This is a genomic window from Streptomyces xingningensis, assembly GCF_054957865.1.
In genome coordinates this window covers 36,499-53,286 of the sequence record NZ_JBDJPF010000017.1, presented here as the reverse complement: position 1 = coordinate 53,286, position 16,788 = coordinate 36,499, and the positions used below count along the sequence as shown (strand labels likewise).

Below are 16,788 nucleotides of genomic sequence, written 5' to 3'. Positions count from 1 at the left end.
TAGCTTGTCGTTCACGCGGGAAGGCGCGATGCCTTCCCGCGTGGTCGGAGAGGGGAGACGACGTGATGCCGACCTACCAGGTCTACTTCACCGAGCAGGCCGCCGTGCGGCGCGACCGTCTGGACGACCAGCTGCGTGCCGCGTTCGACAAGGGCATCGCGTTGCTGGCGCGCGATCCCTTCCCCGCACTGTCCCGGCCGATGAGTTCGACCGGTGACGACCGCACCATCCGGCTGACGCAGAACATCCTGGTCGAGTACACGGTCAGCATGGGCCGTCTGCTGATCTTCATCGTCGAGGTCTTCAACGACAAGGACATCTTCGTCACCGACGAGTCCTGACCCGCCCGAACGCGATCTTCCATGAGCCACGTACCCTTGGTGGCAGTACGACCGTTCTCACGAAGGACCAAGACACTGGGCAAGCGACAGCCCGAAGGCCCGCCGCCCGCACCCGCGGTGCAGCGCATTCGCTTGCGCTACACCAAGCGCGGCCGCCTCCGGTTCACCAGCCACCGCGATTTCCAGCGCGCTTTCGAGCGGGCGCTGCGGCGCGCCGCAGTGCCGATGGCGTACTCGGCGGGTTTCACCCCGCACCCCAAGGTTTCGTATGCCAATGCCGCACCCACCGGCACCGGCAGCGAGGCCGAGTACCTGGAGATCCAGCTCGCCGAGGCCCGCGAACCCGCGCGGCTGGGGGAGCTGCTCGACGAGTCGCTGCCCGACGGGCTCGACATCGTCGATGCGGTGGAGGCCCGTACCTCCTCGTTCGCCGACCGGCTGCAGGCTTCCGTGTGGGAGCTGAGGCTGGACGGGGTGGGGGTCGCGGAGGCCGAGCGGGCCGTCGCGGCGTTTCTGGCGGCGGAGACCGTGGAGGTCGAGCGCCGCACGAAAAACGGGTTGCGGACCTTTGACGCGCGTGCCGCGGTGTCCCGACTCGAGGCCCTCGGCCTCCCGGCCGATAGGCCCGGCGACGGTGCCTGTGCGATACTGCGGCTGGTTGTTCGGCATTTGACACCTGCCGTTCGACCCGACGACGTCCTGTCCGGTCTCCGCGCTACGGCCGACCTGGCGCCGCCGGTCCCCGCAGCGGTGACCAGGCTGGCGCAGGGGCTGCTCGATGAGGGGTCCGGGATGGTGACCGACCCGCTCGCGCCCGACCGCGACGCTGCCGCAGCCGCTTCATCCCCGGCCGTCGGCGCAGCCACGGCGCCGGGCGGACCGGCGTAAGGACGATCGTCGCCGCGCTGCCGCCGAGCCAGGGAGCCACCCGGGTCCGGCAGACGCATTGACCAGCAGACTTTCGCCGGTACCGATGATTCGGACCCGGCGAGCGAGACGACAGCTCCCGTGCGGCGACCGCGCCCCGGACGGCGGTACCCGCGCTCATCACGCGGGCCGACGGACCGGATCAGGCGCGGCGCCCGGGAGCGTGACGGGAGAACCGCCCGCATGCTCGAACCCATTGAGCCCATGGATCCCGGCGTAGCCGGGAACGACAACGACAACAGCCCCAGCGACACCTTGCCGGCGCGCCGCCGCAGGCGTGCCGCCTCGCGTCCGGCCGGCCCGCCGGTGACCGCCGTCGAGGCCGGGACCCCGGCGGAGGCGGAGGCCGTCGTGGCGGCCGCCGAGCCGGTCGAGGAGGCCGGACCGGAGGCCGCCACCGAGGCCGCCGCTCCGGCGCGTCCGCGCCGCCGGGCCACCCGCAGGGCCACCGCGCCGGCCGGTGCGCCAAAGGCCGCCGAAGCCGCCGAGAGCGCCGGGGAAGCGGTGACGGAGGCCGAGCCGGAGGTTGCCGAGGCCGCCGCCCCGGCGCGTCCGCGCCGCCGGGCCGTCCGCAAGGTCATGGCACCGGAGGGCACCCCGCAGACCGCGGCCGTCGCCGCGAGCACCCCCGAGCCGGTGGCCGATGACGCCCAGCCGGAGGCTGTCGCGCAGGCCGCCGCCCCGGCGCGGCAGCGCCGCCGCGTCACCCGCAAGGTCATGGCGCCGGAGGCGCCGGCGCAGGCCGAGGCCGCCCCCGGGCCCGTCGAGGCCCCGGCCGCCGAGCCCGCGGCGGAGGAACCCCCCGCCGCGCGTCCGCGCCGTCGGGCGGCCCGCCAGGCGGCTGCCCAGGCCGAGCCGGTGGCCGCCGAGGCGGTGGCCGCCGAGGCCGCCGAGGCCGCCGAGGTCCCGGAGGAGCCGGCGAAGCCGGTCCGTACCCGCCGCCGGGTCACCCGCAAGGCGGGCGGCGGCGCGGAGCCGGAGGCCGCGACGGCCGCCGCACCCGTCGAGGAGGAGCAGGCGCCCGCCGAGGAGCCCCGTGCGCGGCGTACCCGCCGCCGGGCCGTGAGCGCGGAGACCACCGGGACCACCGTCGAGCAGGCGGCCGAGGAGCCGCCCGCGCGTGGACGTCGCCGGGCGGCGGTGCCGCCCACCGCCGTGTTCCAGGCGCCGGTGTTCACCGAGCCGATGTTCCAGACGCCGGAGACCGCGGCCGCCGCCTTCGCGGCGGGCGAGGAGCCGCCGGCCGAGCAGCCCGCCGAGGAGCCGGCCGCCGCCGGCCGCCGCCGTCGTCGCCGTCGTGGCGAGGCCGCCGAGGTCGCCGAGGTCGCGGTAGCGGCCGTGGCGGCGCCCGGTGTGGTGGCGGAGGAGCCCGAGGCCGTGGCGGAGGCCGAACCCGAGCCGGCCGAGGCCGACGAGGAGGCCGAGGAGCAGGGCGACCGTCCGCGCCGTCGGCGCCGTGGTGGCCGTCGTCGCCGTCGTGGCGAGGCCGCCGAGGGCGAGGGCGAGACCGGCGAGGAGGAGCAGCCGGAGGAGGCCGAAGAAGCCGAGGAGCCCGAGGAGGGCGAGGAGGAGCCGGGCGGTTCCACCGCGGGCAGCCGCCGGCGTCGCCGCCGTCGCCGCCGCAGCGGTGAGGCGCTGGAGGAGGCGGGTGCCGACGAGCCGGAGCGTACGGTCGTCAAGGTCCGCGAACCGCGGGCGCGCGGCGCCAAGGGCGAGGGCGGCACGGGCTTCGACGAGGTGCAGTCCATCAAGGGCTCGACCCGCATGGAGGCCAAGAAGCAGCGCCGCCGCGAGGGCCGTGAGCAGGGCCGCCGCCGGGTGCCGATCATCACCGAGGCGGAGTTCCTGGCGCGCCGGGAGGCAGTCGAGCGGGTGATGGTCGTCCGTCAGCAGGGCGACCGGACCCAGATCGGCGTGCTGGAGGACAACGTCCTCGTCGAGCACTTCGTCAACAAGGAGCAGGCCACCAGCTACGTCGGCAATGTCTATCTGGGCAAGGTCCAGAATGTGCTGCCGTCCATGGAGGCCGCCTTCGTCGACATCGGCAAGGGCCGCAACGCCGTGCTCTACGCGGGCGAGGTCAACTTCGACGCGCTCGGCATGGGCAATGGCCCGCGCCGGATCGAGACCGCGCTGAAGTCCGGCCAGTCCGTGCTGGTGCAGGTCACCAAGGACCCGATCGGGCACAAGGGCGCCCGGCTGACCAGCCAGGTCTCGCTGCCCGGCCGCTATCTGGTGTACGTGCCCGAGGGCTCGATGACGGGCATCAGCCGCAAGCTGCCCGACACCGAGCGGGCCCGGCTGAAGCAGATCCTCAAGAAGATCGTTCCCGAGGACGCGGGCGTGATCGTCCGTACCGCCGCCGAGGGCGCGAGCGAGGAGGAGTTGGCGCGTGACGTCCAGCGGCTCCAGGCGCAGTGGGAGGACATCCAGAAGAAGTCGAAGATGATCTCCACCAGCTCGCCGAGCCTGCTGTACGGCGAGCCGGACATGACCGTCCGGGTGGTGCGCGACATCTTCAACGAGGACTTCTCCAAGGTCATCGTCAGCGGTGACGGCGCCTGGGAGACCATCCACGGCTATGTCTCGCACGTCGCCCCCGACTTGGCGGGCCGCCTGCAGAAGTGGACCTCGGACGTCGATGTCTTCGCCACCTACCGGATCGACGAGCAGCTGATGAAGGCGCTGGACCGCAAGGTCTGGCTGCCGAGCGGCGGTTCGCTCGTCATCGACCGGACCGAGGCGATGGTCGTGGTCGATGTGAACACCGGCAAGTTCACCGGCCAGGGCGGCAACCTCGAGGAGACGGTCACCAGGAACAACCTGGAGGCGGCCGAGGAGATCGTGCGTCAGCTGCGGCTGCGCGACCTCGGCGGCATCATCGTGATCGACTTCATCGACATGGTGCTGGAGTCCAACCGGGACCTGGTGCTGCGGCGCCTGCTGGAGTGCCTGGGCCGGGACCGCACCAAGCACCAGGTCGCCGAGGTGACTTCGCTGGGCCTGGTCCAGATGACCCGCAAGCGGGTCGGCCAGGGCCTGCTGGAGTCCTTCTCCGAGCCGTGTGTGCACTGCAACGGCCGTGGCGTGATCGTCCACATGGACCAGCCGGCCGCGGTCGGTGGCGGCGGCGGTGGCAAGCGCGGCAAGAAGAAGGGCCGGGCCGCGCAGCCCGGGCAGGAGGCCCCGGTCACCGAGGCCGTCGAGGCCGCGGAGGCCGAGCCCGAGCTGGAGCCGGCCCCGGTGACCGAGGCCGAGCTGGTGCCGTCGGTCGGCGGTGGCGAGGAGTGGTTCGGCAGCCCGGCCGAGGCGGAGGCCGCGGCCACCCGCCCGGGCGGTCGTACCCGGCGTAGGGCGACCCGGAAGGCATCCGCTCCGGCGGGCGCGCCGAAGGCGGCGGAACCGGCCGAGCCGGAGATCGTCGTCGAGGCGCCCGCGCCGGCCGAGGCCGTTGCCGAGCCGGTCGTCGAGGCCGGGCCGGAGGCTCCGGCTGCCCCGCCGGTCCGGGCCCGCCGCCGGGTGATCCGCCAGGTGTCCGCTCCGGTGGGGGCCGAGGAGGCGGCCGTGGTCGTCCTCACCGCGCAGGCGGAGCCGGAGCCCGGGGCGGAGCCCGCACCGGCAGCGGCCGAGGAGGCCGTCGAGGAGGCGGCTCCGGCCAGGAAGACGGTGCGCAAGACGGCGGCCAAGAAGGCTCCGGCCAAGAAGGCGGCGGCGAAGAAGGCCACCACCAAGAAGGCGGCGGCCAAGAAGACCACGACCGCCAAGAAGGCCACGGCCAAGAAGACCGCCACCAAGACGGCGGCCAAGAAGGCCCCGGCGAAGAAGACGGCGGCGAAGAAGGCCGCGGCGGCCGGGCAGACCGCCGTCGCCGAGGACTGAGCAGGCCGGGGCGGGGAGGGCAAACCCCTCCTCGCCCCGGTTTGACCCCCTGGGCAAGGCCCCGTAACCTTGCCTACTGGCGTCTGTACGCCCACCCCTGAGCAAATCCCTCCCGGCCCGCCGGGAGAGGCCGCTCATCCACTCGGAGCGTCATGGGCACTCGCCCGTGCGAGCGGCTGGCATCAGAGGTCCCGTTTACTAGCGAGAGAGTGAGATCCGCGTGTACGCAGTCGTGCGTAGCGGTGGTCGTCAGCACAAGGTTGCTGTCGGCGACATCGTCGAGGTTGACAAGATTTCCGACGGCAAGGTGGGCGACCCGGTCGAGCTCTCCACGCTGCTCGTCGTCGACGGCGAGTCCGTCACCAGCGACCCGTGGGTCCTGGCGGGCATCAAGGTCCAGGCCGAGATCGTGGACCACCACAAGGGTGCCAAGATCGACATCCTGAAGTACAAGAACAAGACCGGTTACCGCAAGCGCATTGGTCACCGCCAGCAGTACACCGCGCTGAAGATCACCGGCATCCCGACGGCTGCGAAGTAAGGGACTGAGGAGACATGGCACACAAGAAGGGCGCATCGTCCACCCGGAACGGTCGCGATTCCAACGCCCAGCGGCTCGGTGTGAAGCGCTTCGGCGGCCAGACCGTCAACGCCGGTGAGATCCTGGTCCGCCAGCGTGGCACCCACTTCCACCCGGGCGCCGGTGTCGGTCGCGGTGGCGACGACACGCTGTTCGCGCTGCAGGCCGGTGCGGTGCAGTTCGGCACCCACCGTGGCCGCAAGGTCGTCAACATCGTTCCGGTCGCCTGATCCAGGCCCCGTAGAGCGACAGAGCGACAGCACGAGGGCGGACCTCCCTTCCCCTGCGGGGGAAGCGGGTCCGCCCTCGCCGCGTTACAAACGAAGACACCCCCTACGCATCTGGAGGACCCCGCTATGACCACCTTCGTGGACCGCGTCGAGCTGCATGTCGCCGCGGGTAACGGGGGCCATGGCTGCGCCTCCGTGCACCGTGAGAAGTTCAAGCCGCTCGGCGGCCCGGACGGCGGCAACGGCGGCCGTGGCGGCGATGTGATCCTGGTCGTCGACCAGTCCGTCACCACGCTGCTGGACTACCACCACAGCCCGCACCGCAAGGCCACCAACGGCAAGCCCGGCGAGGGCGGCAACCGCTCCGGCAAGGACGGTACGGACCTGGTGCTGCCGGTCCCGGACGGCACCGTCGTGCTGGACAAGCGCGGCAATGTGCTCGCCGACCTGGTCGGCCAGGGCACCACCTACATCGCCGCCCAGGGCGGCCGCGGCGGCCTCGGCAATGCCGCGCTGGCCTCGGCCCGCCGCAAGGCGCCCGGCTTCGCGCTGCTCGGTGTCCCCGGCGATGTGCAGGACATCGTCCTGGAGCTGAAGACCGTCGCGGACGTGGCGCTGGTCGGCTACCCGAGCGCGGGCAAGTCCTCGCTGATCTCGGTGCTGTCCGCGGCCAAGCCGAAGATCGCCGACTATCCGTTCACCACGCTCGTCCCCAACCTCGGTGTGGTGACGGCCGGTTCGACCGTCTACACCATCGCCGATGTGCCCGGTCTGATCCCCGGCGCCAGCCAGGGCAAGGGCCTCGGCCTGGAGTTCCTGCGGCATGTGGAGCGCTGCTCGGTGCTGGTGCATGTGCTCGACACCGCGACGCTGGAGTCCGAGCGCGACCCGCTGACCGATCTGGATGTGATCGAGGCGGAGCTGGCGGAGTACGGCGGGCTGGAGAACCGGCCGCGGATCATCGTCCTCAACAAGGTCGACATCCCGGACGGCAAGGACCTCGCCGACATCATCCGGCCCGAGCTGGAGTCCCGCGGCTACCGGATCTTCGAGGTGTCCGCCGTCTCCCGGCAGGGCCTGAAGGAGCTGTCCTTCGCGCTGGCCGGCATCGTCGCCGAGGCCCGGGCGGCCAAGCCGAAGGAGGAGGCGACGCGGATCGTCATCCGGCCGAAGGCCGTGGACGACGCGGGCTTCACGGTCACCCTCGAGGACGACGGCCTGTACCGGGTGCGCGGCGAGAAGCCGGAGCGCTGGGTGCGGCAGACCGACTTCAGCAACGACGAGGCCGTCGGCTATCTGGCCGACCGCCTCAACCGCCTCGGTGTCGAGGACGAGTTGCTCAAGGCCGGTGCCCGGGCGGGCGACGGGGTCGCCATCGGCGCCGAGGACGACGCGGTCGTGTTCGACTGGGAACCGTCGATGGCCGCCGGCGCGGAGATGCTGGGCCGCCGCGGCGAGGACCACCGCCTGGAGGAACCGCGTCCGGCCGCGCAGCGCCGCCGGGACAAGCAGGCGGAACGGGACGAGGCGGACCAGGCGTACGACGGCTTCGACCCGTTCGCGTAGCCCTGCCCCGCCGAGTAGATGGGGAAGGCCCCGGGAGGCGAATCCTCCCGGGGCCTTCCTCGGACTCAGCAGGCTCTCAGAGCGCGCTCAGCGGCGAGGACGCGTCGGCGTCGCGCTGGCCGGGGATCTCGGACGCGCGCGCCGCCATCCGGGCCGCGCGCTCGTCCGCCTTGCGGGCCAGCGCCAGCGCGGCCTGGTCGAAGCGGACCAGGGACGGCGGGTCGGACGGGCCCAGCAGCTGGACCTTGAGCTCCGCGCGGGCCTTCGCCAGGATGTCCAGGCGCGGGTCGCGGACCGCGGCGAGGAGCGCGGCCACCTCGGTCGCCTCGGGGGTGAGGATGGTGGCCGCGGTGACGGTCGGGAAGTTCGCCAGGAACTCCTCCTCGGTCATGCCGCTGGTGTTGGCCACCGCATAGGGCTTCTCGCTGATCAGGTAGTCCGAGACCACGCTCGACACATCGCTGATCAGCAGGTCCGCCTCGTTGAAGCAGCTGTAGAGCGCGGGCCGCGGACCGGTGACGATCTGGTGCTCCCACTCCGGCAGCGAGGCCCAGTAGGCGGCCTCCCAGGCCTCGGTGGCGGCGGCGACGGCGGCCGCGCGGCCGGGCTCCGGAGCGGTCTGCAGCATCATCCGCTCGATCTCGTCCGCGCTGGAGCGGAACGAGGTGGTGGTGAGCTCCTGCAGCTCGGCCAGCCGGCGCTCCAGCTCGGCGGCGGTCTCCGGGCCCGGACGGGGGCCGCCGCGCCGCTCGTTGGCCTCCCGGATCAGCTCCTTGACGCGCTGGTTGGCTAGCCCGGCGCGCGGGTCGACCGAGCCGGTCATCGGGTGCGGCTTGTAGAGCAGCCGGACCGCCGGGTCGGCGAGCAGCTCGCGGACGATGTTCTCGCCGGCCAGCATGACCGAGGTGTTGCCCGGATTGCCGTCCCAGCCCTCCCAGGTCGGCGCGTAGAGCACGGTGGTGTACGAACGGGCGGGCGCACCGGTGTACGGCCGGATCGGGGCGAGCTGGGGGCGTCCGACCTCGACCACGTCCTTGTCCTCGACGCCGATGTCGGCCAGCTGGTAGCGCTCGCGCGCGGCGGGCCCGGCGACCCAGATCTCGTCGTACGCCTTGGAGTACGGGTTGCAGCTGGAGAGCTTGTCGCTCTCGCCGTGGTTGGTGAAGGCGTGCTTGATCGACGGCATGCGCAGGACCTGTGAGGTCTTGCCCGAGTTGGCCGGGTGCAGCAGCAGCTTGAGCGTGGACTTCTCCAGGGCCATCAGGTGGACGACCTTGGGGATGCAGACGATCGGGATGTCGGTGGCGTCGATCTTCTTCACCATGAAGCGCTCGCGCAGCACGATGATGGGGTTGCCGTCCAGCTCGGCGAGCGTGGAGAGCCACATGTTGGCCTGGTAGGCGGAGCTGGTGCCGCCGGAGAAGTACATGCCGACGGTGGGCCGGTAGGCGGCGAGCCACTGGTCCAGCCACTCTATGGCCTGCCGCTCGGTGGCCACCCGCTTCTTCGGCTGCAGCCAGCTCGCCAGGTAGAGGGTGCCGCCGAGGGCGAGCAGCAGCCCGAGGCCCACGCCGACCGCGCCCGCGAGGGCCTTTCCGGAGCCCACCGTGACCAGCAGGCCGAGCGAGCCGGGGACGGCGAAGCGCACCAGCCGGCGGCCGTGCTGGCGGGCCAGCAGCCGCGGCGGGGCGGCGGACAGCCGCAGCGCGGAGGCGTCGATGTTCCGGGTGACGAGCGGCAGCGTGCGGGAGCGCCGGACGAGGATGGCGACGGCCTGGCAGGCGAGGTGTGCGGCGTAGAACAGCACCAGCCCGACGAAGACCGGGGCGTAGGAGCGCAGCGAGCCGTCGTCGTGCAGGCGCAGCAGCCCGACCAGGAGCAGCATGTCGCGCAGCAGCTGCCGCACCATGACGTCGAAACGGATCTTGCCGAGCAGCGCGAGCAGGCCTGGGTCGCGGTGCTGCAAATAGAGGTCGAGCGCGAGGCCCGCCGCCGAGGTGGCGATCAGAAGCGGCGTACTGGGCAGCAGCGCTCCCACGAGCTGGGCGGTGAAGAACGCCAGCATCGCGAGTAGCGCCGTGGCCTGCACGGCTCGGCGGGAGACATTTCCGGCAGAAGGCACTGGACGGGCTCCTGGCAGGAGAGCTGAGGGGTCTGGAGGGACCGTGGTGGACACGTAATGGGACAACGGCCGGAGAACGGCCGCAACCGACCGTATGACGGCCGCTGGGCCAGGAGCAATCTTCCATCACACCAATCGTCACAAAATAGGGTCGAACGACCGCAATCGCCGGGGCGGTAGATTTGCTGGTCGGAAACGGGACACGGTCGGCGATCACAGGGGTGTGCGGACATTGGCAGGGGCAGCGGCGAGCGCGGAGATCCGTCAGGAGGTCGTGGACGCCCGCAGGGTCGTGGTCAAGGTGGGCTCCTCGTCGCTCACCACAGCGGGCGGGGGACTGGACGCCGACCGGGTTGACGCGCTGGTGGACGTGGTGGCGAGGGCGTTGGAGAAGGACGGCCGGGCGGCGGCGAAGGAGATCGTCCTGGTCTCCTCCGGCGCCATCGCCGCCGGGCTGTCCCCGCTGGGGCTCGGCAAGCGCCCGCGCGATCTGGCCCGGCAGCAGGCCGCGGCCAGCGTGGGGCAGGGGCTGCTGGTGGCGCGGTACACCGCCTCGTTCGCCCGCTACGGCCGCCGGGTGGGCCAGGTGCTGCTCACCACCGATGACACCAGCCGCCGGGCGCACTACCGCAATGCCCGCCGCACGCTGGACCAGCTGCTGGCCATGGGAGCCGTCCCGGTCGTCAACGAGAACGACACCGTGGCCACGGACGAGATCCGCTTCGGGGACAACGACCGGCTGGCCGCCCTGGTCGCCCATCTGGTCCGGGCGGACCTGCTGGTCCTGCTGTCCGATGTGGACGGCCTCTACGACGGCGACCCCGGCATCCCGGGCACCTCGCGGATCGCCGAGGTCCGCGGCCCCGGGGACCTCGAGGGGGTCTCCATCGGCAGTGCGGGCAAGGCCGGTGTCGGCACCGGTGGCATGGTCACCAAGGTGGAGGCCGCCCGGATCGCGGCCGCGGCCGGCATACCGGTCGTCCTCACCTCCGCCAGCCGGGCCGCCGATGCGCTCCTCGGGCGCCCCACCGGCACCTACTTCCACCGCACCGGCCGCCGCTCCACCGACCGGCTGCTCTGGCTCGCCCATGCCTCCACGCCGCGCGGGGCGCTGACGCTCGACGACGGGGCGGTGCGGGCGGTGGTCCAGGGCACCGGCTCGCTGCTGCCCGCGGGCATTGCCGCGGTCGAGGGCGAGTTCAGCGCGGGCGACCCGGTCGAGCTGCGGGACGGCGCGGGGCGTGCCGTGGCCCGGGGGCTGGTCTCGTATGACGCGGGGGAGATTCCGCAGCTGCTCGGCCGCTCCACCCGGGACCTGGCCCGGGAGCTCGGGCCGGGCTATGAGCGCGAGGTCGTGCACCGCGACGATCTGGTCGTGCTGCACGCCTGACGGGCGTCAGCTCCGGAGCAGAGCGGGCGCCGGAACGCGGCGAAAGGGACGAAGTAAGTCCAGCCTTTCCCCGGGACCTTTCCGGAAAACCGCCACGCGGCCGCTCGTGGACTGGTCAACTTTGAGGTGCGGGCTGTCATGGGCGGGCGGTGCCGCAGCGGTGACCCGACCCGGAGCAGCGCGAGAACCAGCACGACACGGCTCCGCCGCACGGCGTGCGGAGCCGGCGACAAGGAGGCCGCCGGTGAGACGAGGGCGCCCAGGGGCCCTGCCCCGAAGCGGGGGCGCTCCCACCCACGCCCGCAGGGCCACGGGGGAGGAGCGCACACTGACCAGCATCGGTTCGGGGCGAGCGGGGGAGAGGACGGAAGCGGCCGCGGAGCCCGACGGGCCGGGCGGTGAGGTGTCCCGGCTGTGGCACATCACCCTCAGCGTCTCGGGTGCCGAGGCGCCGCTGGGGGAGGTCCGACGGGCGCTGGAACAGCTTGCCCATGACCATCCCTTCCTGTTGACCAGCCGCTATGCCAACGATCACGCCGAGATCCGCTACTGGGAGGAGGCCCGTGACCTGCATGACGCGGCCGCCGTCGCGCTGCGGCTGTGGGGCGAGCACCGCTCGACGGCCCGGCTGCCGCCCTGGGAGATCGTGGGCCTCGAGGTCATCGACCGCGAGACCTACCAGCAGCGGGTCGCCGAAGGATACGGACCGCTCCCGGCCACTCCGGTCGGCGTGCACCCGTTCTAGGGCGGGTGTGCTTCTGGGGCGGGTGTGCGCCGGGGCCGCGTCCCACGGGAAGGGAAAGCCGGGCGACCGGGCCCCGGGGCGCGGTTAGGCTGCGTTCATGAGCAGCGATTTCCCTTCCTCCCTGGCCGACCCCATGCCCCAGTCCGCCGTGCTGCGGGCCGCCTACCGCGCCCGCGCCGCGGCCACCGACCTGGCGCCACTGCCGCGCTCGGCCAAGGACGACGCGCTGCTCGCGATCGCCGACGCGCTCCAGGTGCGGGCCAAGGAGATCGTCGAGGCCAACGCCGAGGATGTCGCCAAGGCCCGTGCCGCGGGCACCGCCGAGAGCGTCGTCGACCGGCTGACCCTCACCCCGGAGCGGGTGCGGGCCATCGCGGCGGACGTCCGCAGCGTGGTCGCCCTGCCCGACCCGGTGGGCGAGGTGGTGCGCGGCTCCACCCTGCCGAACGGGCTCGACCTGCGGCAGGTGCGGGTGCCGCTCGGCGTCGTCGGGATCATCTACGAGGCCCGGCCGAATGTGACGGTGGACGCCGCGGCGCTCTGCCTGAAGTCGGGCAACGCCGTTCTGCTGCGCGGCTCTTCGTCCGCGTACGCCTCCAACACCGCTCTGGTGCGGGTGGTGCGCGACGCCATCGGGGGGGCCGGGCTGCCCGCCGACGCGGTACAGCTGGTACCGGGCGAGAGCCGGGAGTCCGTCCGGGAACTGATGCGTGCCCGGGGCATGGTCGATGTGCTGATCCCGCGCGGCGGCGCCGCACTGATCCGTACGGTCGTGGCGGAGTCCACGGTTCCGGTCATCGAGACCGGCACCGGCAACTGCCATGTGTATGTGGACGCCGAGGCCGACCTCGAGATGGCCGTGCAGATCCTGGTCAACTCCAAGGCGCAGCGCCCCAGCGTCTGCAACGCCGCGGAGACGCTGCTGGTGCACCAGGACATCGCCCCGCGCTTCCTGCCCAGGGCGCTGGCCGCGCTGGCCGAGGCGGGCGTGACCGTGCACGGGGACGAGCGGGTGCTGGAGTGGGCGAAGGGAAGCCCGGCGACCGTGGTGCCGGCGGAGGTGGAGGACTGGGAGACCGAGTACCTCTCGTATGACATCGCGGCGGCCGTGGTGGACTCCCTGGACGCCGCGGTGCAGCACATCCGGCTGTGGTCCTCGGGGCACACCGAGGCGATCGTCACCACCTCGCAGGCGGCCGCCCGCCGCTTCACCCAGCTGGTGGACTCCACCACGGTCGCCGTCAACGCGTCCACCCGGTTCACGGACGGCAGCCAGTTCGGCTTCGGTGCCGAAATCGGCATCTCCACCCAAAAGTTGCATGCCCGCGGGCCGATGGGCCTGCCCGAGCTGACCTCGACCAAGTACATCGTCACCGGCGACGGTCACATCCGCCGCTAGGGCGTGTCCGGTGGGCCGGCACGGGCGGTATGCCGAATTCCCGTACCGGCCGCGCGGATTGACCGGTTCGGGTCTACGCTGGATGGCGTGCCGGACGACGTGGGGGGCGGGCCGTTCCCGGACGGCGAGGAGCCCGAGAGCCACCACCACGGGGGCGCGGACGACCCGTTCGCCTCCGTGGTCTTCGACGAGGACTTCGTGCGGTCCGCCGCGATCCACGAGCCCAGCGCGGCGGAGCGGCTGCTCGCCGCCGACCGGGCCCGGGCCGAGGCCGAGGCCGCCCGCGGCCGGGCGGGCGGCGGTTCCGCCGAGGACGACACCCGGGGCGTCGCCGGTCATCGCCCGGGCGGCCCGGGGGAGTTGCACAGCCTCACCCGCGACCTCGACCCGGACGACGCCTACGGTCCCTATGGCCGGTACGGCGGCTGGCGCCGGCCCTACCGGGGGCGGGCCCGCTGGCACCGCCCGGTGGCGTGGGTGCTGGCCGTGGTGATGGGCATCGGCCTGGTCGCCCTCGCCTTCGCCGCCGTCTACCGCAGCGCCTCCTCCGGCCCCGGGCGGGACCCCGCCCCGCCCCCGGCGACCACCGGAGTGGACGCCCCGGTGTCGGGACAGCCGGGCCCGCTGCCCTCCGTCTCGGCCGACTCCCGGCCCCCGGCCGCATCCGCCGCACCACGCCATGGCTGATCGTCATCCGCGCTCACCCAGTGTGATCAAGGGGCTGGTGACCGGCCGCAACGGCCTGGGCCAAGGCTTGCCGGAGGTGCGCCCGACAGCGTGAAATTTCGTCAGAAGTTGTCGTGTACCAGCGCGTTTATCGAAGCGCCGGGAGACCTACCCTTGAGGTATGGAAGGGCCTGGAGACCCACCTGAGGGGACGCCCGAGGGTGTCCCGGGAGGTGGCGACGAAGAGTACCGGTCGGTTGTCTTCGACGAATCGTTCGTCCGTGCTGCCCGGCTCCAGGAGTCCTCCGCACAGGAGCGGATGACCGACCACGCGCCCGCCGTCCGCACCCGCCACGCCTGGGCCCGGCTGGGTGCCTCCCGGCAGCTGCTGCTCCTGGTGCTGCTGATCGCGCTGGCCTTTGGCACGGCCGTCTACATGGGGCTGCGCCACCCCTACAAGGAGCCCAGGCCGCCCGCCGCCGAGCCACTGCACAGCACGCTCGTCCCGCTCGCCCCGCGCGGGCCGGTGCCCGGCGGATCGGCGCGGGAACTGCTCGCCAACAGCCCCGCCGCACAGTTCCGCGAGGGGGCCGAAGGGGTCAACCTGCCCGCCGTGCGGCGCACCCAGAACTTCTCCGAGGGCCTGGTCATGGCCGCCCTCGCCATGGCCAAGGAGTACACGCGCAAGTCGGCGCTCGATCCGGGCGTGCTCACCGGGGGCGACCAGCGGAGCGTGCGGCTGCTGCTCGCACCCTCCCAACTCGACCAGTTCGACCGCAGTTTCGGCCATCCGGCGGCCGACGGCCGGCATGCGGCGACCGGCTGGCTGATCCGCTTCGACCCCGGCCAGGTCGCCCTCGCGGACGCGCCCATCCGGGCGCAGGGCACCTTCTCCGTCGCCGAGGTGTCGCCCGCCGCCCTGGAGGTCTCGGCCGACCACACCTTTGTCTACTCTCTCCGCCCGGCGAAGGCGGACGTCGGGCAGGCCTCGCTGTTCACCGTGCGGCGCACGGTGCGCTTCCGCTTCGACCGGGACGACCTGCAGGACCACCACCTGCAGCTGCTGCAGAGCTATGCGCAGGTGGGGCCGGAGTCCTGCTCGGCGGCCGACGCGGCCTATCTGCACCCCCTGCTGGCCGGGCAGCGGGCCGACAACGACCACCAGCCCGGCACCGACCCCTATGCGACCGGGCAGCCCACGGCCGCCCTGTGCGGCGTCCTGGCCCCGGCCGCCGAGCCGACCCCGCCGCGGCCGTGAGGACGCGGGCGGCGCGCTACTGCTTCGGTGCGTCCTCCGGTCCGCCGTCGCCCTTGTCCTTCGGCGGCGTGCTCCCGCCCCGCTCGCTCCCGCCCCGCCCGGTGAAGGTGTCACGCAGCTTGCTGCCGAGGTCGTTCGCCCCGCCGGCGATGTCCCGGACGAGCCCCATCAGCGGATCCTTGCTGGCCCGCACCGACTCGGCATAGTGGTTCGCGGACTCGCGGAAGGAGTCGGACACCGAGGTGTCCTTGTCCTCCGTGCGGCGCGGATAGTGGCCGTCCATGATCCGCTGGTAGTCGCGGCTCTCCGACCACTTCTTCAGCTCCGCCGCGCGCACGGTGGCGAAGGGGTGGCTGCGCGGCAGCACATTCATGATCTTCAGCACGGAGTCGCGCAGATCGCCGCCCGCCTCGTACTCCTCGGCCTGGGCGAGGAAGGCGTCGACGTTCATCTCATGGAGGTGGTTGCCGCCCGCCAGCTTCATCAGCCCGCGCAGCGACGCCTGCAGATCCTGCCCCACCAGCAGCCCCGCCCGGTCCGCCGACAGCTCCGACTTGCGGAACCACTCGCGCAGGGCCGTCACGATCGCCATCACCGCTATGTTCCCCAGCGGGATCCAGGCGACCTTGAGCGCGACATTGGTCAGGAACAGCAGGATCGTCCGGTAGACCGCGTGCCCCGACAGGGCGTGGCCCACCTCATGGCCCACGACCGCCCGCATCTCCTCCTCGTCCAGCAGCTCGACGAGGCCGGTGGTCAGCACGATGATCGGCTCGTCGAGGCCGACGCACATGGCGTTCGGCTGCGGATCCTGGGTGACGTACATCGGCGGGACCTTGGGCATGTCCAGGACGTAACAGGCGTCCAGCAGCATCCCGTGCAGATGCGGGAACTGCTGCTCGCCCACCCGCACCGAGTCGGACAGGAACAGCAGCCGCAGGCTGCGCTCCGGCAGCAGCCCGCTCAGCGCCTTGAAGGCCGTGTCAAAACCGCTCAGCTTGCGCAGCGCCACCAGAGCCGAACGGTCGGCCGGATGCTCATACGCCCGCGACGAGATGTCCGGGAACCGCCTGCGGTTGCGGCTCGGCAGGTGTTCCCGGCCCTCGTCGGTGCCGTCCTGGGCGTTGTTGTCACTCATCGAGACCCCCTCAAGTGGGCTGTGATCATGGCCCGTCCCCCGGCTGACGGACCCCACCCTAGGCGGTGGCACCGACATGGCTACCGTGGAGACATGCCTGCCATCCATGATTTCGCCGCCCAGCCGGGTTTCACCGAGCTGCTCGCCGTGTCGAGCAAGGACCAGGGGTCGGGTGTGGTGCTGCGCACCGTCCTGATCGTGGCCTTGATCGGCGTGCCCCTCACTGCCTGGTTCCTGCTGCGCGGCTACCGCGACAAGTAGCCCCGGAGTCGCTGTACGGCCGTCGCCCGTACCCGCATACGATGTGGCGGAAGTCTCCGCCCGATCCCATCCCGGATAGGTCCTGCCGACGTGAATCTTGCCTCCGCCCACGCCACCCTCGTCACCCTCGCCTCCGAAGGCGAGCACGTGGACACCCACAAGAGCCTCAGCCCCTATCTGACCGGTGGCGGGGCCCTGGTCATCCTGCTGCTCCTGCTCTGGGTCACCACGCGCTTCAACCGCGACCGCTGAGCCCCGCCGTCCCCGGAGAACCGGCGTGCCGCCG

General features: G+C 72.4%; 15 protein-coding genes. 13 read left to right on the top strand and 2 right to left on the bottom strand.

Features of this window, described 5'->3' with window-relative positions:
* Positions 1 to 65 precede the first annotated feature (65 nt).
* The 6 genes from ABCR83_RS11735 to obgE all read left to right on the top strand — a co-directional run bounded on the left by ABCR83_RS11735 (position 66) and on the right by obgE (position 7,523).
* On the top strand, positions 66 to 341 hold the full coding sequence (locus tag ABCR83_RS11735; RefSeq protein WP_462694850.1) for a type II toxin-antitoxin system RelE family toxin: 276 nt from the start codon (positions 66 to 68) through the stop codon (positions 339 to 341).
* Positions 342 to 458: 117 nt separating this feature from the next.
* Positions 459 to 1,229, top strand: coding sequence for a TIGR03936 family radical SAM-associated protein (locus tag ABCR83_RS11730; RefSeq protein WP_462694898.1), 771 nt, complete (start codon positions 459 to 461; stop codon positions 1,227 to 1,229).
* 222 nt (positions 1,230 to 1,451) lie between these two features.
* Positions 1,452 to 5,147 carry an Rne/Rng family ribonuclease gene (locus ABCR83_RS11725; protein WP_462694849.1) on the top strand — a complete coding sequence of 1,232 codons (3,696 nt, stop codon included), beginning with the start codon at positions 1,452 to 1,454 and terminating at the stop codon, positions 5,145 to 5,147.
* A 220-nt stretch (positions 5,148 to 5,367) separates the two neighbouring features.
* Entirely contained in the window at positions 5,368 to 5,688 is a 321-nt protein-coding gene (gene rplU, locus ABCR83_RS11720) for a 50S ribosomal protein L21 (RefSeq protein ID WP_462694848.1), read from the top strand.
* A gap of 14 nt (positions 5,689 to 5,702) precedes the next feature.
* A complete protein-coding gene (gene rpmA, locus ABCR83_RS11715) occupies positions 5,703 to 5,957 on the top strand; it encodes a 50S ribosomal protein L27 (RefSeq protein WP_049715810.1) in 255 nt (84 codons plus the stop codon).
* Between the two features lie 126 nt (positions 5,958 to 6,083).
* Positions 6,084 to 7,523 (top strand): GTPase ObgE, encoded by a 1,440-nt coding sequence (gene obgE, locus ABCR83_RS11710; RefSeq protein ID WP_462694847.1) that lies wholly within the window; start codon positions 6,084 to 6,086, stop codon positions 7,521 to 7,523.
* Between the two features lie 76 nt (positions 7,524 to 7,599).
* On the opposite strand, the gene ABCR83_RS11705 is transcribed toward obgE, so the two are convergent.
* Entirely contained in the window at positions 7,600 to 9,645 is a 2,046-nt protein-coding gene (locus ABCR83_RS11705; RefSeq protein ID WP_462694846.1) for a hypothetical protein, read from the bottom strand.
* Between the two features lie 259 nt (positions 9,646 to 9,904).
* Here ABCR83_RS11705 and proB point away from each other — a divergent pair, with 259 nt between their 5' ends.
* The 5 genes from proB (at position 9,905) to ABCR83_RS11680 (ending at position 15,103) form a co-directional block, all read left to right on the top strand.
* Complete coding sequence (gene proB / locus ABCR83_RS11700) at positions 9,905 to 11,035, top strand: glutamate 5-kinase (RefSeq protein ID WP_462694897.1); 1,131 nt, start codon at positions 9,905 to 9,907, stop codon at positions 11,033 to 11,035.
* Positions 11,036 to 11,279: 244 nt separating this feature from the next.
* Positions 11,280 to 11,780 (top strand): hypothetical protein, encoded by a 501-nt coding sequence (locus ABCR83_RS11695; protein ID WP_462694845.1) that lies wholly within the window; start codon positions 11,280 to 11,282, stop codon positions 11,778 to 11,780.
* Positions 11,781 to 11,877: 97 nt separating this feature from the next.
* Positions 11,878 to 13,179, top strand: coding sequence for a glutamate-5-semialdehyde dehydrogenase (locus ABCR83_RS11690; protein WP_462694844.1), 1,302 nt, complete (start codon positions 11,878 to 11,880; stop codon positions 13,177 to 13,179).
* Positions 13,180 to 13,266: 87 nt separating this feature from the next.
* Positions 13,267 to 13,866 carry an SCO2584 family spore wall biosynthesis protein gene (locus ABCR83_RS11685; RefSeq protein ID WP_462694843.1) on the top strand — a complete coding sequence of 200 codons (600 nt, stop codon included), beginning with the start codon at positions 13,267 to 13,269 and terminating at the stop codon, positions 13,864 to 13,866.
* A 160-nt stretch (positions 13,867 to 14,026) separates the two neighbouring features.
* Positions 14,027 to 15,103 (top strand): SCO2583 family membrane protein, encoded by a 1,077-nt coding sequence (locus tag ABCR83_RS11680; protein WP_462694842.1) that lies wholly within the window; start codon positions 14,027 to 14,029, stop codon positions 15,101 to 15,103.
* 16 nt (positions 15,104 to 15,119) lie between these two features.
* Here the strand turns inward: ABCR83_RS11680 and ABCR83_RS11675 are convergent, their stop codons facing one another.
* Positions 15,120 to 16,241, bottom strand: a complete 1,122-nt coding sequence (locus ABCR83_RS11675) for a M48 family metallopeptidase (RefSeq protein WP_462694841.1) — start codon at positions 16,239 to 16,241, stop codon at positions 15,120 to 15,122.
* A gap of 93 nt (positions 16,242 to 16,334) precedes the next feature.
* On the opposite strand from ABCR83_RS11675, the gene ABCR83_RS11670 reads away from it, so the two are divergent.
* Positions 16,335 to 16,502, top strand: coding sequence for a hypothetical protein (locus tag ABCR83_RS11670; protein WP_462694840.1), 168 nt, complete (start codon positions 16,335 to 16,337; stop codon positions 16,500 to 16,502).
* 90 nt (positions 16,503 to 16,592) lie between these two features.
* Complete coding sequence (locus tag ABCR83_RS11665; protein WP_462694839.1) at positions 16,593 to 16,754, top strand: hypothetical protein; 162 nt, start codon at positions 16,593 to 16,595, stop codon at positions 16,752 to 16,754.
* Positions 16,755 to 16,788: the final 34 nt, after the last annotated feature.